Origin of the sequence: Aeromicrobium chenweiae (genome assembly GCF_003065605.1) — a bacterium.
Classification (GTDB): domain Bacteria; phylum Actinomycetota; class Actinomycetes; order Propionibacteriales; family Nocardioidaceae; genus Aeromicrobium; species Aeromicrobium chenweiae.
Map to the genome: position 1 here is coordinate 3,047,762 of NZ_CP026952.1, position 22,884 is coordinate 3,070,645.

Consider the following 22,884-nt stretch of genomic DNA (forward strand, 5'->3'; position numbering starts at 1 on the left):
GGTGCCAGAGCACTACTTCGAGGGAACGCCCACCAGCGACGACCGTCGCCACGACGTCACGACCCACGTGTGGGGCCAGGACGTCACGTTCACGACCGCGTCCGGGGTCTTCTCCCAGGACGGGCTCGACAAGGCCACGGCCGTGCTGCTGCGTCACAGCACGCCTCCCGACGGCGGCACCATGCTCGACCTGGGCTGCGGCTGGGGGCCCATCGCCTGCTCACTGGCCCGCACGGCCGCCGAGGTGTGGGCGGTCGACGTCAACGCGCGCGCCCTGGAGCTGACCCGCCTCAACGCCGAGCGGCTCGGCGTCACGGTGCACGCTCGCCTGCCCGACGACGTCCCGCCGGACCTGACCTTCGACGAGATCTGGTCGAACCCACCGATCCGGATCGGCAAGCAGGCGCTGCACGAGCTCCTGCTGCGCTGGCTCCCCCGTCTGTCCCCCGGCGGGTCGGCACGGCTCGTGGTCGGCAAGAACCTCGGTGCCGACTCGCTGCAGCGCTGGCTCGGCGAGCACGGCTGGCCCACGGAGCGGGTGGACAGCGAGAAGGGCTTCCGGATCCTGCGAGTGACGCGCGGCTAGCGTGCCTTGATCGTGCGCACCGCCGAGTACGTCGACGTGATGTACGGGTTGCCGCGGAAGTAGACCTTGATCTTGTGGGTGCCCTTCTTCAGCGTCGGCAGCCGGATCGACTTCTTGCCGCCGCCGGAGCTGGAGAGCCGGACGATGCGGATGCGCTTCTTGCCGTCGTAGACCCGCAGCTCGCCGGTCGGGTGGGCGAACACGTCGGGCCGGTCGATGACCCGCACCTTGAGGGTGGCGCGCGAGGAGGTCTTGACCTTGGTCCGCAGCCTCGTCGACACCTTGGCCGACAGCTTCTTGACCGTGATCCCGCGACGGGGCGAGGAGGCCGGCGGGGTGGTCGTGTCACCGAGGTACGCCGCACGGAACGGCGTGCTGCCGGGCTTGAGCCGGCGCGCGGCGGCGGCCGGCACCGTGATGCTGGCCGTGCCGTTCGACCGGACCGTGGCGGTCCCGAACGTCGCACCGGCGTCCGACAGCAGCCGGATCGTGCCGCCGGTCGCCCCCGCCACCGTGGCGGTGACCGTGAACGCCTGGCCGTACCGGGGCTGTGCCGACGGCCCCCGCAGGGTGACCGCGGGACCTGCTGGGACGGGTGCCGACGCCGTCGAGGTGGTGGACAGCTTCGCGAAGGCGGACGTCGACGGCGCGACGGTCACCGTGACGGCCTTGCCGATGTCGGCGAGCGTCGGCCAGTAGACGCTGGCGGTCCCCTTGACCACCCCGGCCACCTTCCACGTGTACCGCGGGGCGGAGGGGGTCCGGACCCACGTGCCGACGGAGGTCCGCAGCGGCTCCCCCACGATCACGCGGCCGGAGATCACCGGCGCGGTCAGCGGCGCCTGGACCCGACTCAGGTCGAGGAGGCCGCGTCCGCACCACTGCCGCCCGGGCGCGGTGCAGTTGATGTCGTAGCGGTCCACGCCGACGGCCTTCTTGGCGTATGCGCTGGAGCGCGCGCGGAAGGGCGTCACCGACGCGTACAGCGCGTCCCTCATCTGGGTCGGCGTCGTGAGCCCGAGGCCGTGCAGCAGGGCCGCTGCGCCTGCGACCTGCGGTGAGGCCATGCTCGTGCCCTCGTTGGCGACGTAGCCGTTCTGGGCCGGGCCCCTGGTGCCGGAGTTGCCCAGCGACCAGATGATGTCTCCCTTGGCGCGCTCGCTGCCGCGGTAGGGATCCACCTGCGAGTCGCCGCCCGGTGCGGACAGGTCGACCGTCGAGCCCACGTTGGAGTAGACCGCGCTGAAGCCGTTGATGCTCGTCGCGCCCACCGAGACGAACTCCGAGCACGAAGCCGGGGTGACCCGGTTGGCGTTGCCGCCGTCGTTGCCGGCGGCCGCGACGTAGAGCGTGCCCCGCGCCTTGCCGAGCTTCGCGGCAGCGTTGAACACCTTGCACTCGGCCTCGCGCTGCGTCGCGGTGCCCGGCGAGCCGGCCAGCGACAGGTTGGCGACGGCCGCCGGGTTGGCGTTGTCGGCGAGTCCGGAGACGCGGATGCCGGCGGCCCACTTCATGGCGTCGACGATGTCGCTGTCCCAGCCACCGCACCGTCCGAGCGCCCGGATCGGCTGCACCTTGACGTTCGGCGCGACGGCTGCGATCCCGGCGCCGTTGTTGGTGGCGGCGGCGATCTGGCCGGCCACGAACGTGCCGTGCCACGAGCTGTTGCTCGACCCCGGGAAGTCGCACTGCCCCTCGGTGAACCAGTCCCCCGGGTCGCGCGGGTCGTTGTCGCGTCCTGGGGTGCCGTCGTTGTCCAGCGCCTTGGACGAGTACGTGTCGGCGCCGGGCACGCGCTGCGACGAGGGGAGGTCCGGGTGGTCGAGGATCCCCGTGTCGATCACGGCCACGACCGTCGTCGCCCGGCCCTGGGTCTTGCGCCAGAGCGAGGGCGCCTTGATGCTGTAGCCGCCGCCGGCCGGCACGCCGAGCTTCGAGTTCGTGGTGTAACCGCGGTTCCACAGGTTGTGCTGCGCCGTGAACAGCGTGTCGTTCGTGGTGACCGGCGGCTGGGTCTGCACCTGGCGCAGCCGGTTGGGGACGGCCCAGACGACGTCGCTGCGCTCGGAGATCTCGTTCGCGACGTCCTCGGCCACGTCGGCCGGGACCACCTCGTCGAAGTCCACCGTCGAGACGTTGGTCAGCAGCGGCTTGTCGGCCGCGACCTCCACCCCGTCGCCGACCGCGTCGTCCGTGGCCTCCAGCAGCGCATCGGACGGTGCGCCGGTCGTCGTCTCCACGATGATCCCCCGGGCGACGTCCGGGACCTTGGCCTTCACGGCCGGGCCGCCCTTGGGCGAGCCCACCGCGCGGTCCGGCACGTCCTCGGCGGATGCGCCGACCGCGAGGCCGGCGAAGGCCAGCGAGGTGGCGACGGCGACGGTCACGGTCCGGCGGAGGCTGAGCACAGCTGGTGATCCCACTCTGAGGGCACGAAGCACGCACGCTTCATGCGGAACCTCCAAAGTATCAGCCGGCGCCCACACGACCGGTCGTCCGACCTGTGGGTGCCCGCACGCGCAGGACGCCCGCCACCTTGCGGTGACGGGCGTCCTGGGTGCTGCGGATGAGCTACTTGGCGTCGTCCTCGGCCGGAGCCTCGGAGTCGGTCGAGGCCTCGACGGTCTCGGCCGCCTCGGGGGCGTCCTGGGCCGCCTCGACGACGTCGACGTCCGTGCCGAGGTCGTCGGACGGGGCGTCCTCCGACGGGGCAGCGGCAGCCTCGGGCTCGGCGGCCGGAGCCGTCGCGCCCTTCTTCGGCGTCTGGTTCTGTGCGCCGAACTGCTTCGCCTCGACGATCTCGATCACAGCCATGGGGGCGTTGTCGCCCTTGCGCGGCGCGATCTTCGTGATGCGGGTGTATCCGCCGGGACGGGTCGCCATGGCGGGCCCGATCTCGGTGAACAGCGTGTGCAGGATGCTCTTGTCACGGATGACCTTGACGACCTGGCGGCGGTTGGCCACCGTGTCGGTCTTGGCCTTGGTGATGAGCGACTCGGCGTACGGACGCAGACGGCGGGCCTTGGCCTCGGTCGTCGTGATCTTGCCGTGCTCGAACAGGTTCTGCGCGAGGTTGGCGAGGATCAGCCGCTGGTGAGCCGGGCTACCGCCGAGGCGGGGGCCCTTCGTGGGGGTGGGCATGATGATTACTCCAGTTTCGGTGTGATCGGCTTCGACGCGGACGAGAGCAGGAAGCCGTCTGGGCGCTTAGTACTGCTCGTCCTCGGCGAAGCTGGCGTCGTCGTCGTACGCCTCGATGGCAGCGGACGGGTCGAAACCGGCCGGGCTGTCCTTGAGCGAAAGACCCATCTCGCTGAGCTTGGCCTTGACCTCGTCGATCGACTTCGAACCGAAGTTGCGGATGTCGAGCAGGTCCTGCTCCGAGCGCGTGATGAGCTCGCCCACGGTGTGGACGCCCTCGCGCTTGAGGCAGTTGTAGGACCGGACCGTGAAGTTGAGGTCCTCGATCGGCAGGGCCAGGTCGGCAGCGAGCTGCTCGTCGACCGGGCTCGGACCGATGTCGATGCCCTCGGCCTCCACGTTCAGCTCACGCGCCAGGCCGAACAGCTCGACCAGGGTCGAGCCGGCCGACGCGATCGCGTCGCGCGGAAGGATCGACTTCTTGGTCTCGACGTCGATGACGAGCTTGTCGAAGTCGGTGCGCTGCTCGACGCGGGTCGCCTCGACCTTGTACGTCACCTTCAGGACCGGCGAGTAGATCGAGTCGACCGGCATGCGGCCGATCTCTTCGTCACCGGACTTGTTCTGGACGGCGGACACGTAGCCACGGCCACGCTCGACGACGAGCTCGATCTCGATCTTGCCCTTGGCGTTGAGCGTCGCGATGTGCAGATCGGGGTTGTGGACCTCGACACCAGCCGGGGGCTGGATGTCGGCGGCGGTCACGTTGCCCTCACCCTCCTTGCGGAGGTACATGACGACGGGCTCGTCGTTCTCCGAGGAGACCACGAGACCCTTCAGGTTGAGGATGATCTCGGTGACGTCCTCGGTCACGCCGGGGACGGTCGAGAACTCGTGCAGGACACCGTCGATCTTGATCGAGGTGACGGCTGCACCCGGGATCGACGACAGCAGCGTACGACGCAGCGAGTTGCCGAGGGTGTAGCCGAAGCCGGGCTCGAGGGGCTCGATGACGAACCGCGAACGGAACTCGTCGACGACCTCTTCGGACAGGGCGGGGCGCTGGGCGATCAGCATGTTCTTTCCTTTCCGAACCAACCTCTATATGAAGGTCCGGGTAGTGCTCTGTCTCCAGAGCGTGGGGGTGGGATCAGATCTTGGAGTAGAACTCCACGATCAGCTGTTCCTGGATCGGAACGGTGATCTGCTCACGGACGGGCTGGGCGTGGACGAGGATGCGACCGCGGTCGGGCGCAACGTCCAGCCATGCCGGCACGGTGTCCTTGTCGTGGGTCTCACGCGCGACGATGAACGGCGTGGTCTCCAGCGACTTGGGCTTGACGTCGATGATGTCGTGCTTGCTCACCTGGAACGACGGGATGTCGGTCTTGACGCCGTTCACGATGAAGTGACCGTGGTTGACGAGCTGACGGGCGTGACGACGCGTGCGGGCGAAGCCGGCACGGTAGACGACGTTGTCCAGACGCGACTCCAGGATCTGGAGCAGGTTGTCACCGGTCTTGCCGGGACGACGCGACGCGAGCTCGTAGTACTTGCGGAACTGCTTCTCGAGGACGCCGTAGGTGTAGCGCGCCTTCTGCTTCTCGAGCAGCTGGTTGCGGTACTCCGACTCCTTGACACGCGCGCGGCCGTGCTGGCCGGGAGGGTAAGGACGCTTTTCGAATGCAGCGTCACCACCAACGAGGTCGATGCCGAGACGGCGCGACTTCTTGGTGAGAGGTCCGGTGTAACGGGCCATGGGTGATTACTCCTAGGAAGAAAAGATCGACGTCAGAGACGACGGTGCTTGGGGGGACGGCAGCCGTTGTGGGGGCTGGGGGTCACGTCGGAGATGGTGCCGACCTCGAGGCCGACTCCGCTCAGCGACCGGATCGCCGTCTCGCGGCCCGAACCGGGGCCCTTCACGAAGACGTCGACCTTCTTCATCCCGTGCTCCATCGCCTGACGACCGGCCGACTCCGCGGCCATGCCGGCAGCGAACGGCGTCGACTTGCGCGAGCCCTTGAAACCGACGGTTCCGCCGGAGGCCCAGGCAATCACGGCACCCGTGGGGTCCGTGATGGTGACGTGGGTGTTGTTGAACGTGCTCTTGATGTGGGCCTCGCCCTGAGCGACGTTCTTCTTCTCCTTGCGGCGAACCTTCTTGCCAGCTGTCTTAGGAGGCATGCGCTATCACTTCTTCTTTCCGGCGACGGTGCGCTTGGGGCCCTTGCGGGTACGCGCGTTGGTCTTGGTGCGCTGGCCGCGAACGGGCAGGTGCGCACGGTGGCGGCGGCCCTGGTAGCTGCCGATCTCCATCTTGCGGCGAATGTCTGCCGTGACGTTGCGGCGAAGATCGCCCTCGGTCTGGTAGTTCGCTTCGATGTGATCGCGCAGGGCGACGAGGTCGTCGTCGTCGAGCTCGTGGACGCGCTTGTCCGGGCTGATGCCGGTTGCTGCGAGGGTCTCGGTCGCACGGGTGCGGCCGATCCCGAATACATATGTGAGTGCGATCTCGATGCGCTTCTCGCGCGGGAGATCGACTCCTACGAGGCGTGCCATGTAGGCATTTCCTTCCATTCGGCGAGGTATGGCCACCTGATGCGTCCCAACTGCCTCCAGGATGCTCCCTTGCCTCGGTCGAGGTGGGAACCATCCTGAGTCGGGCCCCGGCCTACGCTTCCGGGGGTGACCCGCCGCTGTTCCGTGCTGCGGCGGGAGCGATCAGATGTTTCGGTGGTGCTGTGAAGAGGACTGCTTAACCCTGACGCTGCTTGTGGCGGGGGTTCTCGCAGATCACCATGACGCGGCCGTGGCGACGAATCACCTTGCACTTGTCACAGATCTTCTTCACGCTCGGGTTGACCTTCATCGAGATTCTCTCTTTGGGATCTGAACGTGTGTACGAATGTCGTGTGGTGCGGAGTTACTTGTAGCGGTAGACGATGCGACCGCGGGAGAGGTCGTACGGCGAGAGCTCCACCACGACCCGGTCCTCGGGGAGGATGCGGATGTAGTGCTGACGCATCTTGCCGCTGATGTGCGCGAGAACCTTGTGGCCGTTGGCCAGCTCAACACGGAACATCGCGTTGGGCAGCGCCTCGACAACGGCACCTTCCATCTCGATGACGCCTTCTTTTTTCGCCATAACCTCTTCTTCGGTTGCGTGTCCTGTCACATCGGCCGGGCACCCCTGGATCGCCGCAGGAGCGGCACCACGACCTGACGGGTCAAGACATGGGAAGGGGGACCTGAAAAGGCCGACTCTCGATTCTACGCCTACGCGGGCGGCAGACTCAAATCAAGGCCCACCCGCTCCTCGTGCGGCGGGTTCAGCGGGGCGGCCCGAGCTCGGTCTGCCCGGGCCCGTAGCGCTCGATCAGCCGTGACAGCACGATGGCGGTCTCGGTGTGGTCGACGTTCGCCGTCTCGACCCGTACGCGCTCCAGCGCCCGCTCGAGGTCACGCACGTCCTTGGCGACGATGTGCAAGATGGCGTCCGCGGGGCCCGAGACGGTCGCCGCCGAGTGGATCTCCGGGACGCGACCGAAGGCGGCGCGCAGCTCGTCGGGCGAGATCGTGCCCTTGCAGTGCACCTCGACGTACGCCTCGGTGGTCCAGCCGATCTGGTGCGGGTCGAGCACGGCCGTGAACCCGCTGATCACACCGTCGTCGACCAGACGGTCCATGCGCCGCTTGACCGCGGGGGCCGAGAGCCCGATCCGCTCCCCGATCGCGGCGTAGCTGGCGCGGCCGTCCTCGAGGAGGCACCCGATGAGCTGGCGGTCGAGATCGTCCATCGCACCAGTGTTGCAAGATTCCGCCGTGAGATCGAGTCCCTTGCAACAAATCGCTGGTCAAAGCGCGGTTTCGGATTCGTTGATGTGGTCCTGCGCTCCCTAGCATGAGTGCATCGCGCAGAGCCGCTGCCTGACCCCACCCCCGGAGGCCTCCTCTTGACCGTTCTCGACACCCGCCCGGGCACCGCGCCGGCGACCATCCGGTCCGCACGCACCCGTCACTACCTGATGTGCGCGCCCGAGCACTTCCAGGTCACCTACGCGATCAACCCGTGGATGGACCCGGCCAACCGGGTGGACGCCGACCGCGCCCGGGTGCAGTGGGAGATCCTGCGCAACACCTACCTCAGCCTGGGCCACCGCGTCGATCTCGTCGACCCGGTCGCCGGCCAGCCCGACATGGTGTTCGCGGCCAACGGCGGGCTCGTCGTCGGCGATCGTGCGTACGGCGCGAAGTTCCGCCACGCCGAGCGCGCCGCCGAGGGCGGGGCGTACGCCGCGTGGCTGACCGGTCGGGGCCTGCAGGTCACGGAGCCGGAACACACCAACGAGGGCGAGGGCGACTTCCTCGCGCTGGGCTCGATGATCCTGGCCGGCACGGGCTTCCGCACCTCCCTGCAGGCGCACATCGAGGCAGCCGACGCCGTGGACCGCCCGGTCGTGTCCCTCGAGCTCGTCGATCCGCGGTTCTACCACCTGGACGTCGCCATCGCGGTGCTCGACGACGGCAACGGCGACGCGCCCGCCGACATCGCCTACTACCCGGGCGCGTTCAGCCGGCACAGCCAGCGCACGCTGCGCGAGCTGTTCCCCGACGCGATCCTGTGCTCGCCCGCGGACGCCGCCGTGCTGGGCCTCAACGCCGTGAGCGACGGCCACCACGTCGTCCTGCCCGCGGAGGCGACCGGGCTGGCCGCGAGCCTGCGGCAGCGCGGCTACACCCCCGTGCCGGTGGACCTGGGCGAGTTCCTGAAGTCCGGCGGCAGCGTGAAGTGCTGCACGATGGAGCTCCACCGCTAGCCCCGACCACTCGCTCCTGAGTGGGACCAAAGTCCTGATCGAGTCCCACGAACCCCATCCGTCACGTAGAGTGTCGGCGTGTCGCGCTCCCGGTCTGCACTCGTCGTGCTACTTTTCGCCGCCCTTTTGGTGCCGATGCAGTCCGCCCAGGCGGCCTACACGGTGCTCTGCACGGGCTACTCGTCCTGCGTGAGCAAGGGCTACCCCCACGGCGGCTACGAGTCCCACAAGGGCACCAGCTACTGGAACATGTACACCGGCACGAACTGCACCAACTACGTCGCGTACCGCCTGGTGACGACCAACGGGATGCCCAACAAGCGGCCGAAGTCCGGCGTCGGCAACGCGCGCGACTGGGGCACGGCGATGTCGTCGGTCACCGACAGCAAGCCCGTGGTCGGGTCGGTCGCCTGGTGGGGCAAGACCGGCAACCACGTCGCGTACGTCGAGAAGGTCGTGTCGTCGACCGAGATCCTCGTCTCGGAGTCCAACTGGAGCGGCTCGTTCGACTGGCGCCGCATCACCAAGTCCGGCAGCGGGTGGCCGGACGGCTTCATCCACTTCGCGGATCCCAAGACCGCCACTCCCAAGATCGTCAACGAGTCCAAGCCCGCGATCCTGAGCGAGCCCCAGGTCGGCACGTCGATCAAGGCCTCCGGCGGCGTGTGGAGCCCCAAGGGCAACACGTACGCCTACCAGTGGCTCGCCGACGGCAAGGCGATCAGCGGCGCGACGGCCAAGACGTTCACCCCCACGGCGACCCAGGTCAGCAAGGACCTGACGGTCGCCGTGACCGCCACCCGGCCCGGCTACTCCACCACGAAGGCTGTCTCGCCGGCGCGCGACGTGACCCCCGGCACCTTCGGCAGCTCCGCTCCCCCGGTCATCACCGGCGCCGCGCGTGTCGACTCCGCGCTCATCGCGTCGAGCGGCTCGTGGTCCCCCGCCGGGTCGTCCTACCAGTACCAGTGGTTCGCCGACGGAGTCGCGATCCCCAAGGCGACCTCTGCCAGCTTCGTCCCCGGCGCCGCGCAGCTCGATCGCGCGATCACGGTGTCCGTCACCGCCGTCCGGGCCGGCTACGCGCGTCCCGCTGCCGTCCTGTCGGCGGCGACCGGGCCGGTGGCACACGGCACGCTGAGCTCCACGACGAAGCCGGTCGTGTCGGGGACCCCGCAGGTCGGCACGCCGCTCACCGCGTCGCCGGGCGGCTGGTCGCGAAGTGGCCTGACCTACGCGTACCAGTGGCTCGTCGGCGACGCCCTCGTCCCCGGTGCGACAGGTTCCACGTACGTCCCCCGCGCGGGCGACCTCGACAAGACGGTGACCGTCCGGGTCACGGCCCGCCGCGACGGCTACACCGAGGCGGCGGCCGTGTCGGGCGCGACCACGAAGGTGGGTCGCGGCGTCCTGGCGATGCGTTCGCGCCCGACCGTCAGCGGCACGCCCCGCGTCGGGTCCAGGTTGACCGCCGGCCCGGGCACCTGGTCCTCGCCCGCAGCGTTCGCCTACCGCTGGTACGCCGCAGGGAAGGTGATCCCCGGGGCGACGGCGCGCACGTTCACGCCCACGCACCGTGAGCGGGGGCTCAAGATCCGCGTCCGGGTGACGGCCACGCAGACCGGCTACACCAGCGCGGCCTACTCCTCGGTCAACACCACGGCCGTCGCCACGGGCACGATCGCCGTGTCCGTCGCGCCCAAGGTCGTCGGCACCACACGTCGTGGCACGACGCTGACCGTCTCCCCGGGAACCCACACCCCCGCGGGCGCCTCGCTCCGGTACCAGTGGCTCCGCGATGGCAAGACCCTGTCCGGCGTGACCGCTCGGTCGCGCCGGGTCACCGCCAACGACCTGGGTCACCGGCTGTCCGTGAAGGTGACCTTCACCGCCGCCGGCTACTCCGCCCGGACGCTCACGACCGCGACGAGCGCCAAGGCGAAGGCCACGTCGACCCTGAAGGCCGGCGCCTCACGACCGGGCCGGGGCAAGGTGACCTTCGCGGTGCGCGTCAAGGCCTCCGGGGTCTCCGCGCCGTCAGGCAGCGTCACGGTCCACTACGGCTCGTCGCGGACCAGGACCGTCAAGGTCGTCAAGGGCCGGGCCGCCGTGAAGCTGACGGGACAGCCTGCGGGCGCCCAGGCGTACCGGTTCACGTACGGCGGGGCGTCGAAGGTCGCCTCGGCGACCTACTCCCGCAGCGTGACGATCCGCTGATCAGGCGGCCGAGTCGAAGACGACCCGCCACCGCCCGCCGCTCTTCTCGACGTCGTACGACTCGTCCGGGGTGCCGTTGCCCCACGTGATGGTGACCGTCGAGCTGCTCCCGTTGACCGGGCCGGCCTCGTAGACGACGTCATCGAGGTCGATCCCCTCGTCGGCGAACGAGTCCTTGGCCGAGCGGACGACCTCGCAGTCGACCGCCGACGGCGTCACGACGACCTTGCGCATCCCCCGGCAGTCACCGGCGTCGAGCGCTCGCATCATCGCGTCGACCGCGGCGGCCGGGCCCGTGGGCGGCGTCCGTGGTCCCCCGGTGGTGGGGGTGGCCGACCGGGCGGAGGTGGCGGGCGTCTCGGGATCCGAGGAGCCGCCGGACCCGCAGGCGGCCACGAGCACGAGGGCGGCGACTGCGAGGAGGCGTCTCATCGCCTCAGTCTCCCCCATAGGGGACGCCGAGCTCGGCCAGGCGCGCCTTGCCGCCGTCGAGCGCGGTCAGCACCCAGGCACCCGTGTCGGTGAGGGTGAACGTGTTCTCGTAGTGCGCCGCCCACGAGCCGTCGGTCGTGACGACCGTCCAGTCGTCGGCGAGCGTGCGGGTGTTCGCGCCCCCGAGCGTCACCATCGGCTCGACGGCCAGCGCCAGTCCCTTGACGAGCTTCGGCCCCCGGCGCGGCTTGCCGTAGTTGTGCACGTCCGGCGCCTGGTGCATCTCCGAGCCGATGCCGTGGCCCGTGTAGCCCTCGACGATGCCGTAGTCCCCCGCCGCGTCGATCGTCGTCTCGATCGCGTGGCTGATGTCCGAGACCCGGCCGCCCAGACGCGCGGCGGCGATCCCCCGCCACATCGACTCCTCGGTGACCCGCATGAGCTCGAGGACCTCGTCGGGCACCTCGCCGATCGCGACGGTCGTGGCGGCGTCGCCGTGCCAGCCGTCGACGATCGCACCGCAGTCGATCGAGATGATGTCGCCGTCGCGCAGCACCCGGGACCCCGGGATGCCGTGCACGACCTCGTCGTTGACCGAGGTGCAGATGACGCCCGTGAACCCGTGGTATCCCAAAAAGTTCGACGTCGCCCCGCGCGAGCGGATGTGATCGTGGGCGAGGGCGTCGAGATCACCGGTGGTGACGCCGGCCACCGCGGCCGACCTCAGCAGCTCGAGCGTCTCACCGACGACCAGACCGGCCGCCCGCATCGTCTGGATCTGGGCGGGGGTCTTGATCTCGATGCCGCGATCGAACATCAGCGGGTGCGCGCTCCTAGGACGGGAGGGCGTCGGCGATGCGGCGGGACACCTCGTCCACGTCACCCACGCCGTCGACCTGGATGAGCAGCCCACGAGAGCCGTAGACCTCGAGCAGCGGCGCCGTCTCGGAGGTGTAGACCTCCTGACGGTGCCGGATGACGTCCTCGGTGTCGTCGACCCGTCCGCTCGTCTCGGCACGCTTCAGCAGGCGCTGGATGAGCTCCTCGGGATCGACCACGAGCTCGATGACGCCGTCGAGCGACGCACCCAGCTCCTCGAGGATCTCGTCGAGGGTGTGCACCTGGCCGACCGTGCGCGGGTAGCCGTCGAGGATGAATCCCTCGCGGGCGTCGTCCTGCGCCAGCCGGTCCTTGACCATCGCGTTGGTGACCTCGTCCGGGACGTACTCGCCCGCGTCGGAGTACCGCTGCGCGGTCCTGCCCAGCTCGGTCTGCTGCTGGATGTTGGCCCGGAAGATGTCCCCGGTCGAGATGTGCGCCCCACCGATGCGCTCGGCCAGGCTCACGGCCTGCGTACCCTTGCCCGCGCCCGGCGGGCCCATGATGAGGAGGCGCATTACTTGAGGAACCCTTCGTAGTTGCGCTGCTGCAGCTGGCTCTCGATCTGCTTGACCGTGTCCAGGCCCACGCCGACGATGATCAGCAGAGTCGTGCCGCCGAACGGGAAGTTCTGGCTGGCACCGATGGCCGCGATGGCGATCATCGGGATGAGCGCGATCAGGCCGAGGTAGAGGGCTCCGGGGGCCGTGATGCGGCTGAGGACGTACGCGAGGTAGTCCTGCGTCGGCCGTCCCGCGCGGATGCCCGGGATGAAGCCGCCGTACTTGCGCATGTTGTCGGCGACCTCCTCGGGGTTGAACGTGATCGACACGTAGAAGTACGTGAAGAACACGATCAGCAGGAAGAAGGTGGCCATGTAGAGCGGGTGGTCGCCGCGGACGAAGTTGTCGTTGATCCACGTCGCCCAGGAGGCGCCCGAGTTGAACTGGGCCATCAGCGCCGGCAGGTACATCAGGCTCGAGGCGAAGATGACCGGGATGATGCCGGCCTGGTTGACCTTGAGCGGGATGTACGTCGAGGAGCCGCCGAACATGCGGCGTCCCACCATGCGCTTGGCGTACTGCACCGGGATGCGGCGCTGAGCCTGCTCGATGAAGATCACGCCCGCGACGATCAGCAGGCCGATCAGGACCACGAGGGTGAACGTCGTCCAGCCCTTGGTCTCCTTGATCTGCCACATCGCGCCGGGGAAGGTCGCCACGACCTGCGTGAAGATGAGGATCGACATGCCGTTGCCGACGCCGCGGTCGGTGATGAGCTCGCCGAGCCACATGATGACCGCGGTGCCCGCGACCATCGTCAGCACGATCAGCAGGAACGACCAGATGCTGTCGGGGTTGTACAGCAGCGGCCCGGTCTCGGACCCGCCGAACAGGTTGCCGCTGCGGGCGAGCGCCACGATGCCGGTCGCCTGCAGGATCGCCAGGCCCAGCGTGAGGTAGCGGGTGTACTGGGTGATCTTCGTCTGCCCGGACTGGCCCTCCTTCTTGAGGGCCTCCAGACGTGGGATCACCACGACGAGCAGCTGCAGGATGATGCTCGCGGTGATGTACGGCATGATGCCGAGCGCGAACACGGTCAGCTGGAGCAGCGCGCCGCCGGAGAAGACGTTGATGAGCGCGAAGAGGCTGCTGTTGTCGCCCGACGAGGCGGCCTCCACGGAGTCCTGCACGTTGCCGACGTTGATGCCGGGAGCCGGCATCGTGGAGCCGAGACGGAACAGGACGATGACGAACAGGACGAAGAGGATCTTCTTCCGCAGGTCGGGCGTTCGAAATGCGTGGACGAAGGCGCTGAGCACCGCGGTCCTCCTCGTGCACTGGAGTGATCGATGTGAACGGACAAAAACGGGCTCTCGCCCGCGTGCTGACTCTAACAGCCAGCAAAACAGCCGGGGCAGGGCTCTCGCCCTGCCCCGGACACGTCAGCCAAGAATGGTGACGCTGCCGCCTGCTGCTTCGATCTTGGTCTTGGCCGAGGCGGAGAACTTGTCCGCCGTGACCTGGACCTTGACGTTGATGTCGCCCTGACCGAGGACCTTGACGGGACGACCCTTGCGGACCGCTCCGTTGGCGACCAGCGACGCGACGTCGATGTCACCACCCTCGGGGTAGAGCTCCTGGATGCGATCCAGGTTGACGACCTGGTACTCCTCGCGGAACGGGTTCTTGAACCCCTTCAGCTTCGGCAGGCGCATGTGGATGGGAACCTGTCCACCCTCGAAGCCGACGGGAACCTGGTAGCGGGCAGCGGTGCCCTTGGTTCCACGACCGGCGGTCTTGCCCTTCGAGCCCTCACCGCGACCCACACGGGTCTTCGCGGTCTTGGCCCCGGGGGCCGGGCGCAGGTGATGCAGCTTGAGCGCCATGATCAGTCCACCTCCTTGACGTCGACGAGGTGCGGGATGGACGTCGCCATGCCGCGGATCTCGGGACGATCCTCAACGACGACCACGTCGCCGATCTTCTTCAGACCGAGCGAGCGCAGCGTGTCGCGCTGGTTCTGCTTGCGTCCGATGCCGGACTTGGTCTGGGTCACCTGGAGCTTGGCCATCAGACACCTGCCCCGGCGTCAGCCTTGGCCTTGGCCTCGGCGATGCCCTCGCGACCGGCCCGCAGGAGCGCCGCCGGAGCGACCTCCTCGACCGTCAGACCGCGACGCTGTGCGACGGCCTCGGGCGACTCGAGCATGCGCAGGGCCGCAACCGTGGCGTGCACGATGTTGATCGCGTTGGACGAGCCGAGCGACTTCGACAGGACGTCGTGGACGCCGGCCGCCTCGAGCACCGCGCGCACCGGGCCACCGGCGATGACGCCGGTACCGGGCGATGCGGGACGCAGGAAGACGACGCCAGCCGCCTTCTCGCCCTGCACCGGGTGCGGGATGGTGCCCTGGATGCGCGGGACGCGGAAGAAGGACTTCTTGGCCTCTTCGACGCCCTTCGCGATCGCGGTCGGGACTTCCTTCGCCTTGCCGTAGCCGATGCCGACCTGGCCGTCGCCGTCGCCGACGATCACCAGAGCGGTGAAGCTGAAGCGACGACCGCCCTTGACGACCTTGGCGACACGGTTGATCGTGACGACCTTCTCGATGTACTGCGACTTCTCGGCGCCCCGGTCGTTACGACCGCGTCCGCCTCCGCCTCCGCGGCGCTGCTGCCCGCTCATGCGGCACTCCTCACGTTTGAGAGAAATTCAGTGTTGATGGTCATCAGAACTCCAGCCCACCCTCGCGGGCGCCATCGGCCAGTGCCGCGACGCGACCGGCGTACTTGTTGCCGGCGCGGTCGAAGACGACCGACTCGACACCAGCAGCCTTGGCGCGGTCGGCCACGAGCTCGCCGACGCGCTTGGCCTTGGCCGTCTTGTCGTCGCTCGAGGAGCGCAGGTCGGCCTCCATCGTCGACGCAGACGCGAGGGTGTGTCCCTCGAGGTCGTCGACGACCTGGGCAACCATGTGCTTGCTCGAGCGCGTGATGACCAGGCGCGGACGCTCTGCCGAGCCCTGGATCTTCTTGCGACCACGGATCTGGCGGCGCAGACGCGACGCGGTACGACCCTTGGTGCTCTTGTTGTGCCTGATCGAGATAGCCATGGGCTACTTACCAGCCTTTCCGACCTTGCGGCGGACGTGTTCGCCGGCATAGCGCACACCCTTGCCCTTGTAGGGCTCGGGCTTGCGGATCTTGCGGATGTTCGCTGCGACCTCACCGACGGCCTGCTTGTCGATGCCGTGGACGGCGAACTTGGTGGGCGACTCGACCGAGAACGTGATGCCCTCGGGAGCCTTGACGGGCACCGGGTGGCTGAAGCCGAGCGCGAACTCGAGGTCAGTCGGGCCCTTGGCCGCGACGCGGTAACCGACGCCGACGATCTCGAGCTTCTTCTCGTAGCCCTCGGTGACACCGATGACCATGTTGCTGATCAGGGTGCGGGAGAGGCCGTGGAGCGCCTTGCTCTTGCGCTCGTCGTTCGGACGCTCGATCGCGAGCGTGCCGTCATCGTCCTTGCGGACCGTGATCGGCTCGGCGACGGTGTGCGTGAGCTCGCCCTTCGGACCCTTGACGCGAACGTCCTGGCCCTCGATGGTGACCTCGACGCCCGAGGGAACCGTGACGGGAATCTTGCCAATGCGTGACATGTGTCGGACCTCTCTCACCAGACGTAGGCGAGGACTTCTCCGCCTACGCCCTTCTGGTTGGCCTGGCGGTCCGTGAGCAGACCCTGGCTGGTCGAGATGATCGCGACGCCCAGTCCGCCGAGGACCTTGGGCAGGCCCGTGGACTTGGCGTAGACGCGCAGACCCGGCTTGCTGATGCGCCGGATGCCGGCGATCGAGCGCTCGCGGTGCGGGCCGTACTTCAGGGTGATGGTCAGCGTCTTGCCGACCTCGCCCTCCTTGGGCTCGGCGACGTCGATCGACGTGATGTAGCCCTCCTGCTTCAGGATCTCGGCGACGCCGGCCTTCAGCTTGGAGTAGGGCATCGACACGCTGTCGTGGTAAGCCTGATTGCCGTTGCGGACACGCGTGAGCATGTCTGCGATCGGATCGGTCATTGTCATGAGTGTGTGTTTTCCATTCCTGCCGTGGTTTCCTGCCGCGTGGTGCGAGAGGACCTTCGACTGTCAAAAAGGTGGGTGGTTACCAGGAGCTCTTGGTGATGCCCGGCAGCTCACCGCGGTGTGCCATCTCGCGAAGGCAGATGCGGCAGAGGCCGAACTTCTTGTACACCGAGCGCGGACGACCACAACGCTGGCAGCGGGTGTAACCGCGGACCGCGAACTTCGGCTTGCGAGCGGCCTTGACCTTGAGTCCAGTCTTCGCCATGTCAGTTCTCCTTGTAGGGGAAGCCGAGCAGCTTGAGCAGCGCGCGCCCCTCGTCGTCGTTGGTCGCCGTCGTGACGACCGTGATGTCCATGCCGCGCGAGCGGTCGATCTTGTCCTGGTCGATCTCGTGGAACATGACCTGCTCGGTCAGACCGAACGTGTAGTTGCCGCGGCCGTCGAACTGCTTGGGGCTCAGACCACGGAAGTCGCGGATGCGGGGCAGCGCGAGCGTCAGCAGACGATCGAGGAACTCCCACATGCGGTCGCCACGCAGCGTGACGTGCGTGCCGATCGGCATGCCCTCACGCAGCTTGAACTGCGCGATGGACTTGCGGGCCTTGGTGACCTGCGGCTTCTGACCCGTGATGGCCGTGAGGTCGCGGATGGCGCCCTCGATCAGCTTGCCGTCGCGGGCGGCCTCGCCGACGCCCATGTTGACGACGATCTTGGTGAGGCCGGGAACCTGCATGACGTTGTCGTAGTCGAACTGCTCGCGCAGAGCCGGAAGGATCTCCTCGCGGTAGCGCGTCTTGAGACGGGGGGCCGTCTGTGTCTCGCTCATTCTCAGATCTCCTTTCCGGTCTTCTTGGCGATGCGAACGCTGCGCTGGGCGCTGTACGTGGATCCGTCGGGACGCGTCTTGGTGACGTCGTCGCGGCGGTAGCCGACGCGGGTCGGCTCCTTGTCAGCGAGCAGCATGACGTTCGAGATGTGGATGGGGGCTTCGCTGGTGATGATGCCACCGGATCCTGCGCCACCGGCCTGCGTCGGCTTGGTGTGGCGCTTGATGCGGTTGACGCCCTCGACGATCACGCGCTCGTGCTCCGCGATCACCTCGATGACGGCGCCAGTGACGCCCTTGTCCTTGCCAGCGATGACCTTGACCTGGTCACCCTTGCGAATGCTGACGGTGCCTTTGCGGGCCATGTCAGAGCACCTCCGGTGCGAGAGAGATGATGCGCATGAACTTCTTGTCGCGAAGCTCACGGCCGACGGGGCCGAAGATGCGCGTTCCGCGCGGGTCTCCGTCCGCCTTGAGGATGACGGCTGCGTTCTCGTCGAACTTGATGTACGAGCCATCGGGACGACGGCGCTCCTTGACGGTGCGCACGACGACAGCCTTGACGACGTCACCCTTCTTGACGTTTCCGCCGGGGATCGCGTCCTTGACAGTGGCGACGATCGTGTCGCCGATGCCTGCATAGCGCCGGCCTGAGCCACCGAGGACACGGATGCAGAGGATTTCCTTCGCACCGGTGTTGTCGGCGACCTTGAGTCGAGACTCCTGTTGAATCATCTGTCGTCTCCTACTTGGCCTTCTCGAGGATCTCGACGATGCGCCAACGCTTGGTCGCCGAGAGCGGACGGGTCTCCATGATGAGGACCCGGTCGCCGATGCCGGCAGCGTTGGACTCGTCGTGAGCCTTGAGCTTCATGTTGCGACGCAGGACCTTGCCGTAGAGCGCGTGCTTGACGCGGTCCTCGACGTTGACCACGACGGTCTTGTCCATCTTGTCGCTGACGACAAGACCCTCGCGGGTCTTGCGAGCGGTGCGTTCGGTCACTGCCTCGTCCTTCTGGTTCTTGTCGGTCATGCCTCGGACACCTCGGCGGACGACGACTCGACGATGCCGAGTTCGCGCTCGCGCATCACGGTGTAGATCCGGGCGATGTCCTTGCGCACTGCCCGCAGTCGGGCAGTGTTGTCGAGCTGGCCGGTCGCGTTCTGGAAGCGCAGGTTGAACAGCTCTTCCTTCGCCTCGGCCAGCTTCTCGGCCAGGTCGTCGACGCTCACGGCGCGCAGCTCGGCGGCGGTGGTCACGGCTGCCATCACAGCTCACCTGTCTCTCGGGTGATGAAACGGGCCTTCATGGGAAGCTTGTGGATCGCGCGGCGCATGGCCTCGCGAGCCGTCTTCTCGTCGACACCGGACAGCTCGAACATGACGCGTCCGGGCTTGACGTTGGCGACCCACCACTCGGGCGATCCCTTGCCGGAACCCATGCGGGTCTCGGCGGGCTTCTTGGTCAGCGGGCGGTCGGGGTAGATGTTGATCCACACCTTGCCGCCACGCTTGATGTGACGCGTCATGGCGATACGAGCGGACTCGATCTGACGGTTCGTCACGTAGGCGGCGGTCACGCACTGGATGCCGTAGTCACCGAACGCCAGCTCGGTTCCGCCCTTGGCGGCGCCGCGGCGGGCGGGGTGGTGCTGCTTGCGGTACTTGACCCTACGGGGCATCAACATCAGGAACCCTCCCCTGCAGGAGTAGCGGCGACAGCCTCGGCCGGCGCCTGGGTCGGAGCGGCGTCGGTCGCCGGAGCGGCCTCGTCGCGAGCGGGACGCTCGGGACGACGCGCGCCACCAGCGGCTCCGCCGCGGGCGGGACGACGGTTGCTGCCGGGAGCGGCGGCACGCTTGGCAGCCTCTGCCTCGCGCTCGGCGCGGGTGCCCGCAACCTCGCCCTTGTAGATCCAGACCTTCACGCCGATGCGGCCGAAGGTCGTCTTGGCCTCGTAGAAGCCGTAGTCGACGTCAGCACGGAGCGTGTGCAGGGGCACGCGGCCCTCGCGGTAGAACTCCGAGCGCGACATCTCGGCGCCACCGAGGCGGCCCGAGCACTGGATACGGATGCCCTTGGCACCCGAGCGCATCGTCGACTGCATCGCCTTGCGCATGGCACGACGGAACTGGACGCGGCCCGAGAGCTGCTCGGCGACGCCCTGGGCGACCAGCTGCGCGTCCATCTCGGGGTTCTTGACCTCGAGGATGTTCAGCTGCACCTGCTTGCCCGTGAGCTTCTCGAGGTCGCCGCGGATGCGGTCGGCCTCGGCGCCACGGCGGCCGATGACGATGCCGGGACGAGCGGTGTGGATGTCGACGCGGACGCGGTCACGCGTGCGCTCGATCTCGACACGGCTGATGCCGGCGCGGTCCATGCCCTTGGTGAGCATCCGACGGATCTGCACGTCTTCTCCGACGTAGCTCTTGTAGAGCTTGTCGGCGTACCAACGGCTCTTGTGATCCGTCGAGATGCCCAGTCGGAACCCGTGCGGGTTGATTTTCTGTCCCACTATCGGGCCCCGCCCTTCTTCTTGGAGTTTTTGGTGGCCGCGGCGAGGCGCTTGCCCTCGACGAAGTCGGCCGGCTGGACGACCACCGTCAGGTGGCTGCTGCGCTTCAGGATGCGGTTGGCCGCACCCTTGGCGCGGGGACGCCAGCGCTTCATCGTCGGGCCCTCGTCCACGTGGACCGTGGTGATGATCAGCGAGGACCGGTCGAGGCCCTCGGTGGTCTCGGCGTTCGCAGCGGCGCTGTCGACGAGCTTGTAGAACACCTCGGCAACGGCCTGCGGAGCGAACTGCAGGGTCGCCAGGGCGTTGTCCACGGACTCGCCACGGATCAGGTCGCCGATGCGGCGCGACTTCTGGGCAGTGACGCGCACGAAGCGGGCCACGGCGAACGCGCCGGGCTCGTCGCCCAGCAGCCGCTCGCGCCGTGCGCTCACGCTGTCACGGGTAGCTGCACTCATCGCCTCTTCGCCTTCCGGTCGTCCTTCTCGTGTCCGCGGAACGTGCGGGTCGGGGCGAACTCGCCCAGCTTGTGACCCACCATCGAGTCCGTGATGAACACGGGCACGTGCTTGCGGCCGTCGTGCACGGCGATCGTGTGTCCGATGAAGGACGGCAGGATCATCGAGCGGCGCGACCAGGTCTTGATCACGGTGTGGGTGTCGGCGGCGTTCTGCGCGTCGACCTTCTTCTCGAGGTGCCCGTCGACGAACGGGCCCTTCTTCAAACTACGTGGCATCTGTTAACCAATCCTTCTCAGCGGCCGGACTTGCGGCGGCGGACGATCTGGGAGTCGCTGGCCTTGCGCTTGCGCGTACGGCCTTCCGGCTTGCCCCACGGGGAGACCGGGTGACGTCCACCGGACGTCTTGCCCTCACCACCACCGTGCGGGTGGTCGACCGGGTTCATGGCGACACCACGGACGGTCGGGCGCTTGCCCTTCCAGCGGTTGCGGCCAGCCTTGCCCCAGTTGATGTTCGACTGCTCGGCGTTGCCGACCTCGCCGATCGTCGCGCGGCAGCGGACGTCGACGTAGCGCATCTCGCCCGAGGGCAGACGCAGCTGAGCCTTGTTGCCCTCCTTGGCGACGAGCTGCACGCGGACACCGGCCGAGCGGCCCATCTTCGCGCCACCACCGGGACGGAGCTCCACAGCGTGGATCTGCGTGCCGACGGGGATGTTGCGCAGCGGCAGGTTGTTGCCCACCTTGATGTCGGCGGCAGCGCCGGCCTCGATGGCCTGGCCCTGCGCGATGCCGTCAGGCGCGATGATGTAGCGCTTCTCGCCGTCCGCGTAGTGCAGGAGCGCGATGCGCGCCGTGCGGTTGGGGTCGTACTCGATGTGAGCGACCTTCGCGGGGACGCCGTCCTTGTCGTAGCGACGGAAGTCGATGATGCGGTAGGCACGCTTGTGTCCACCGCCCTGGTGACGAGTCGTGATCCGGCCCTGGTTGTTGCGGCCACCCTTCTTGGGCAGCGGCTCCACCAGGGACTTCTCCGGCGTCGTGCGGGTGATCTCAGCGAAGTCAGCGACGCTGGAGCCACGACGGCCCGGCGTTGTCGGCTTGTATTTGCGAATAGCCATATGTCCTCAGTCCTCAGGCGCTCGGCGTCGAGAAGATGTCGATGCTCTGACCGGCGGCGACACTCACGATTGCTCGCTTCGTGTCCTTGCGCTTGCCCAGGCCCGACTTCGTGCGACGAGTCTTGCCCTTGCGGTTGAGCGTGTTGACGGAAGTGACCTTGACGCCGAAGATCTTCTCGACGGCGATCTTGATCTCCGTCTTGTTGGCGTCGGGGTGCACCACGAACGTGTACTTGTTGTCGTCGAGGAGGCCGTAGCTCTTCTCGCTGACGACCGGCGCGATCAGAACGTCGCGGTGGTCCTTGTAGATCGTGCTCACTTGTCGTCTCCTGCCTTGGTGAAGCCGGCAGCCTCAGCCGTCTCGGCCGAGTCGAACCAGACCTCGGCCACGACGTCGTCGTAGCCCGCGTCATCGGCCGTGTGGAAGTGACCCTCGGCGCCCTTGACCTCGTGGCCCTTGGGAGCGTTGCCGCTCTTGAGGGGGGCCTTCGAGCCCGGACCGTAGGGCTGCGTCGCCGTGGCGTTGGCCGCGACGGTGCTGCCCTCGGCCGCGTCGGCAGCGGGAGCCTCAGCAGCAGCGGCCTTCTTGGCCGGAGCCTTCTTGGCGGCTGCCTTCTTGGGCGCCGGTGCGGCGTCCTTGCCCGAGACCTCGGTGGCCAGCTCGCTGAGGGCGACGGTGTCGCTGCCCTCGGCGGAACGTGCCGCGACGAACGCGTCGAACGCGGTCTGGGTGAAGACCAGGTCGTCAGCCTTCAGCACGTCGTACGTGTTGAGCTGGTCGAAGGTCAGGATGACCGTGTTGTCGACGTTGCGCAGGCTCAGAGCCGTGACGGTGTCGGCACGGTCGACGACGATCAGCACGCGGGGGCGCGGGGTGAGCCCACGCAGCGTGGCGATCGCGGCCTTCGTGGACGGCGCGTCGCCGCCCACGATGCTCTCGACGACGTGCAGACGACCCGTGCGGGCCCGGTCGGACAGGGCGCCACGCAGAGCGGCAGCCTTCATCTTCTTGGGCGTGCGCTGGTCGTACGAACGCGGCGTCGGGCCGTGGACCGTTCCACCACCGTTGTACTGGGGTGCGCGGATCGAGCCCTGACGGGCGCGACCGGTGCCCTTCTGGCGGTAGGGCTTCTTGCCACCGCCGGACACCTCCCCGCGCGTCTTGGTGCTGTGCGTGCCCTGGCGCGCCGCAGCGAGCTGCGCGACGACGACCTGGTGGATCAGCGGGATGTTGGTCTGGACGTCGAAGATGTCGACGGGCAGCTGGGCATCAATGCTGCCCTTGGGAAGATCGAGTGCCATG

General features: G+C 68.0%; 35 protein-coding genes. 3 read left to right on the forward strand and 32 right to left on the reverse strand.

Features of this window, described 5'->3' with window-relative positions:
• The first annotated feature begins 1 nt into the window (after position 1).
• On the forward strand, positions 2-586 hold the full coding sequence (locus tag C3E78_RS14730; protein WP_108579673.1) for a class I SAM-dependent methyltransferase: 585 nt from the start codon (positions 2-4) through the stop codon (positions 584-586).
• Here the strand turns inward: C3E78_RS14730 and C3E78_RS14735 are convergent.
• The 9 genes from C3E78_RS14735 to C3E78_RS14775 all read right to left on the reverse strand — a co-directional run bounded on the left by C3E78_RS14735 (position 583) and on the right by C3E78_RS14775 (position 7,527).
• Positions 583-2,973: a S8 family serine peptidase gene (locus tag C3E78_RS14735; protein WP_135804824.1), complete on the reverse strand. Its 2,391-nt coding sequence runs from the start codon at positions 2,971-2,973 to the stop codon at positions 583-585. The two genes, C3E78_RS14730 and C3E78_RS14735, sit on opposite strands and share 4 nt — an antisense overlap.
• A 184-nt stretch (positions 2,974-3,157) precedes the next feature.
• Positions 3,158-3,727 (reverse strand): 50S ribosomal protein L17, encoded by a 570-nt coding sequence (gene rplQ / locus C3E78_RS14740; protein WP_108579677.1) that lies wholly within the window; start codon positions 3,725-3,727, stop codon positions 3,158-3,160.
• 66 nt (positions 3,728-3,793) lie between these two features.
• Positions 3,794-4,804 (reverse strand): DNA-directed RNA polymerase subunit alpha, encoded by a 1,011-nt coding sequence (locus C3E78_RS14745; protein WP_108579678.1) that lies wholly within the window; start codon positions 4,802-4,804, stop codon positions 3,794-3,796.
• Positions 4,805-4,877: 73 nt separating this feature from the next.
• Complete coding sequence (gene rpsD, locus C3E78_RS14750) at positions 4,878-5,486, reverse strand: 30S ribosomal protein S4 (protein WP_108579680.1); 609 nt, start codon at positions 5,484-5,486, stop codon at positions 4,878-4,880.
• 32 nt (positions 5,487-5,518) lie between these two features.
• Positions 5,519-5,914, reverse strand: coding sequence for a 30S ribosomal protein S11 (gene rpsK, locus C3E78_RS14755; RefSeq protein ID WP_108579682.1), 396 nt, complete (start codon positions 5,912-5,914; stop codon positions 5,519-5,521).
• Between the two features lie 6 nt (positions 5,915-5,920).
• The gene (rpsM, locus tag C3E78_RS14760; RefSeq protein WP_108579684.1) at positions 5,921-6,289 is read right to left on the reverse strand and encodes a 30S ribosomal protein S13; all 369 of its coding nucleotides are present in this window, start codon (positions 6,287-6,289) and stop codon (positions 5,921-5,923) included.
• Positions 6,290-6,485: 196 nt separating this feature from the next.
• The gene (rpmJ, locus tag C3E78_RS14765; RefSeq protein WP_008361054.1) at positions 6,486-6,599 is read right to left on the reverse strand and encodes a 50S ribosomal protein L36; all 114 of its coding nucleotides are present in this window, start codon (positions 6,597-6,599) and stop codon (positions 6,486-6,488) included.
• A gap of 54 nt (positions 6,600-6,653) precedes the next feature.
• Positions 6,654-6,875: a translation initiation factor IF-1 gene (infA, locus tag C3E78_RS14770; protein WP_007078610.1), complete on the reverse strand. Its 222-nt coding sequence runs from the start codon at positions 6,873-6,875 to the stop codon at positions 6,654-6,656.
• 184 nt (positions 6,876-7,059) lie between these two features.
• Complete coding sequence (locus tag C3E78_RS14775) at positions 7,060-7,527, reverse strand: Lrp/AsnC family transcriptional regulator (RefSeq protein WP_108579686.1); 468 nt, start codon at positions 7,525-7,527, stop codon at positions 7,060-7,062.
• 156 nt (positions 7,528-7,683) lie between these two features.
• Between C3E78_RS14775 and ddaH the strand changes: the two genes are divergently transcribed.
• Positions 7,684-8,547: a dimethylargininase gene (gene ddaH, locus C3E78_RS14780; RefSeq protein WP_235833641.1), complete on the forward strand. Its 864-nt coding sequence runs from the start codon at positions 7,684-7,686 to the stop codon at positions 8,545-8,547.
• Between the two features lie 78 nt (positions 8,548-8,625).
• A complete protein-coding gene (locus tag C3E78_RS14785) occupies positions 8,626-10,764 on the forward strand; it encodes a CHAP domain-containing protein (protein WP_135804825.1) in 2,139 nt (712 codons plus the stop codon).
• Here C3E78_RS14785 and C3E78_RS14790 read toward each other — a convergent pair whose 3' ends face one another.
• The 23 genes from C3E78_RS14790 to rplD form a co-directional block, all read right to left on the reverse strand.
• Complete coding sequence (locus tag C3E78_RS14790) at positions 10,765-11,196, reverse strand: hypothetical protein (RefSeq protein WP_108579690.1); 432 nt, start codon at positions 11,194-11,196, stop codon at positions 10,765-10,767. It lies immediately after the preceding gene.
• 4 nt (positions 11,197-11,200) lie between these two features.
• Positions 11,201-12,013 (reverse strand): type I methionyl aminopeptidase, encoded by an 813-nt coding sequence (gene map / locus C3E78_RS14795; protein ID WP_199906838.1) that lies wholly within the window; start codon positions 12,011-12,013, stop codon positions 11,201-11,203.
• 16 nt (positions 12,014-12,029) lie between these two features.
• Positions 12,030-12,593, reverse strand: coding sequence for an adenylate kinase (locus C3E78_RS14800; RefSeq protein WP_108579692.1), 564 nt, complete (start codon positions 12,591-12,593; stop codon positions 12,030-12,032).
• The gene (gene secY, locus C3E78_RS14805) at positions 12,593-13,897 is read right to left on the reverse strand and encodes a preprotein translocase subunit SecY (protein ID WP_108579694.1); all 1,305 of its coding nucleotides are present in this window, start codon (positions 13,895-13,897) and stop codon (positions 12,593-12,595) included. The genes C3E78_RS14800 and secY overlap by 1 nt, the downstream gene beginning before the upstream one ends.
• Positions 13,898-14,020: 123 nt before the next feature.
• Complete coding sequence (gene rplO, locus C3E78_RS14810) at positions 14,021-14,464, reverse strand: 50S ribosomal protein L15 (protein WP_108579696.1); 444 nt, start codon at positions 14,462-14,464, stop codon at positions 14,021-14,023.
• A gap of 2 nt (positions 14,465-14,466) precedes the next feature.
• Positions 14,467-14,649 (reverse strand): 50S ribosomal protein L30, encoded by a 183-nt coding sequence (gene rpmD / locus C3E78_RS14815; protein ID WP_108579698.1) that lies wholly within the window; start codon positions 14,647-14,649, stop codon positions 14,467-14,469.
• A complete protein-coding gene (gene rpsE, locus C3E78_RS14820; RefSeq protein ID WP_108579699.1) occupies positions 14,649-15,263 on the reverse strand; it encodes a 30S ribosomal protein S5 in 615 nt (204 codons plus the stop codon). The genes rpmD and rpsE overlap by 1 nt, the downstream gene beginning before the upstream one ends.
• Before the next feature lie 43 nt (positions 15,264-15,306).
• Positions 15,307-15,690 (reverse strand): 50S ribosomal protein L18, encoded by a 384-nt coding sequence (rplR, locus tag C3E78_RS14825; RefSeq protein ID WP_108579700.1) that lies wholly within the window; start codon positions 15,688-15,690, stop codon positions 15,307-15,309.
• Between the two features lie 3 nt (positions 15,691-15,693).
• Positions 15,694-16,236, reverse strand: a complete 543-nt coding sequence (rplF, locus tag C3E78_RS14830; protein WP_108579702.1) for a 50S ribosomal protein L6 — start codon at positions 16,234-16,236, stop codon at positions 15,694-15,696.
• 14 nt (positions 16,237-16,250) lie between these two features.
• Positions 16,251-16,658: a 30S ribosomal protein S8 gene (rpsH, locus tag C3E78_RS14835; protein WP_108579704.1), complete on the reverse strand. Its 408-nt coding sequence runs from the start codon at positions 16,656-16,658 to the stop codon at positions 16,251-16,253.
• Between the two features lie 79 nt (positions 16,659-16,737).
• The gene (locus tag C3E78_RS14840; RefSeq protein ID WP_056209415.1) at positions 16,738-16,923 is read right to left on the reverse strand and encodes a type Z 30S ribosomal protein S14; all 186 of its coding nucleotides are present in this window, start codon (positions 16,921-16,923) and stop codon (positions 16,738-16,740) included.
• A 1-nt stretch (position 16,924) separates the two neighbouring features.
• Positions 16,925-17,485 (reverse strand): 50S ribosomal protein L5, encoded by a 561-nt coding sequence (gene rplE / locus C3E78_RS14845; protein ID WP_108579706.1) that lies wholly within the window; start codon positions 17,483-17,485, stop codon positions 16,925-16,927.
• Between the two features lie 2 nt (positions 17,486-17,487).
• The gene (gene rplX / locus C3E78_RS14850; protein ID WP_108579708.1) at positions 17,488-17,850 is read right to left on the reverse strand and encodes a 50S ribosomal protein L24; all 363 of its coding nucleotides are present in this window, start codon (positions 17,848-17,850) and stop codon (positions 17,488-17,490) included.
• 1 nt (position 17,851) lies between these two features.
• Entirely contained in the window at positions 17,852-18,220 is a 369-nt protein-coding gene (rplN, locus tag C3E78_RS14855; protein ID WP_056209423.1) for a 50S ribosomal protein L14, read from the reverse strand.
• Between the two features lie 10 nt (positions 18,221-18,230).
• The gene (gene rpsQ, locus C3E78_RS14860) at positions 18,231-18,518 is read right to left on the reverse strand and encodes a 30S ribosomal protein S17 (protein WP_108579710.1); all 288 of its coding nucleotides are present in this window, start codon (positions 18,516-18,518) and stop codon (positions 18,231-18,233) included.
• Positions 18,515-18,754: a 50S ribosomal protein L29 gene (rpmC, locus tag C3E78_RS14865; protein ID WP_108579712.1), complete on the reverse strand. Its 240-nt coding sequence runs from the start codon at positions 18,752-18,754 to the stop codon at positions 18,515-18,517. The genes rpsQ and rpmC overlap by 4 nt, the downstream gene beginning before the upstream one ends.
• Complete coding sequence (gene rplP / locus C3E78_RS14870; RefSeq protein WP_108579714.1) at positions 18,754-19,173, reverse strand: 50S ribosomal protein L16; 420 nt, start codon at positions 19,171-19,173, stop codon at positions 18,754-18,756. The genes rpmC and rplP overlap by 1 nt, the downstream gene beginning before the upstream one ends.
• Positions 19,173-20,000, reverse strand: a complete 828-nt coding sequence (rpsC, locus tag C3E78_RS14875) for a 30S ribosomal protein S3 (protein WP_108579716.1) — start codon at positions 19,998-20,000, stop codon at positions 19,173-19,175. Before rpsC ends, rplP begins: the two co-directional genes overlap by 1 nt.
• On the reverse strand, positions 20,000-20,434 hold the full coding sequence (rplV, locus tag C3E78_RS14880; RefSeq protein WP_438938494.1) for a 50S ribosomal protein L22: 435 nt from the start codon (positions 20,432-20,434) through the stop codon (positions 20,000-20,002). Before rplV ends, rpsC begins: the two co-directional genes overlap by 1 nt.
• 20 nt (positions 20,435-20,454) lie before the next feature.
• A complete protein-coding gene (rpsS, locus tag C3E78_RS14885) occupies positions 20,455-20,736 on the reverse strand; it encodes a 30S ribosomal protein S19 (RefSeq protein ID WP_056209436.1) in 282 nt (93 codons plus the stop codon).
• A 17-nt stretch (positions 20,737-20,753) separates the two neighbouring features.
• Complete coding sequence (rplB, locus tag C3E78_RS14890; protein WP_108579720.1) at positions 20,754-21,581, reverse strand: 50S ribosomal protein L2; 828 nt, start codon at positions 21,579-21,581, stop codon at positions 20,754-20,756.
• A gap of 13 nt (positions 21,582-21,594) precedes the next feature.
• Entirely contained in the window at positions 21,595-21,900 is a 306-nt protein-coding gene (gene rplW / locus C3E78_RS14895; RefSeq protein ID WP_108579722.1) for a 50S ribosomal protein L23, read from the reverse strand.
• Positions 21,897-22,883 (reverse strand): 50S ribosomal protein L4, sunset domain variant, encoded by a 987-nt coding sequence (gene rplD, locus C3E78_RS18745; protein ID WP_108579724.1) that lies wholly within the window; start codon positions 22,881-22,883, stop codon positions 21,897-21,899. Before rplD ends, rplW begins: the two co-directional genes overlap by 4 nt.
• Position 22,884 lies beyond the last annotated feature (1 nt).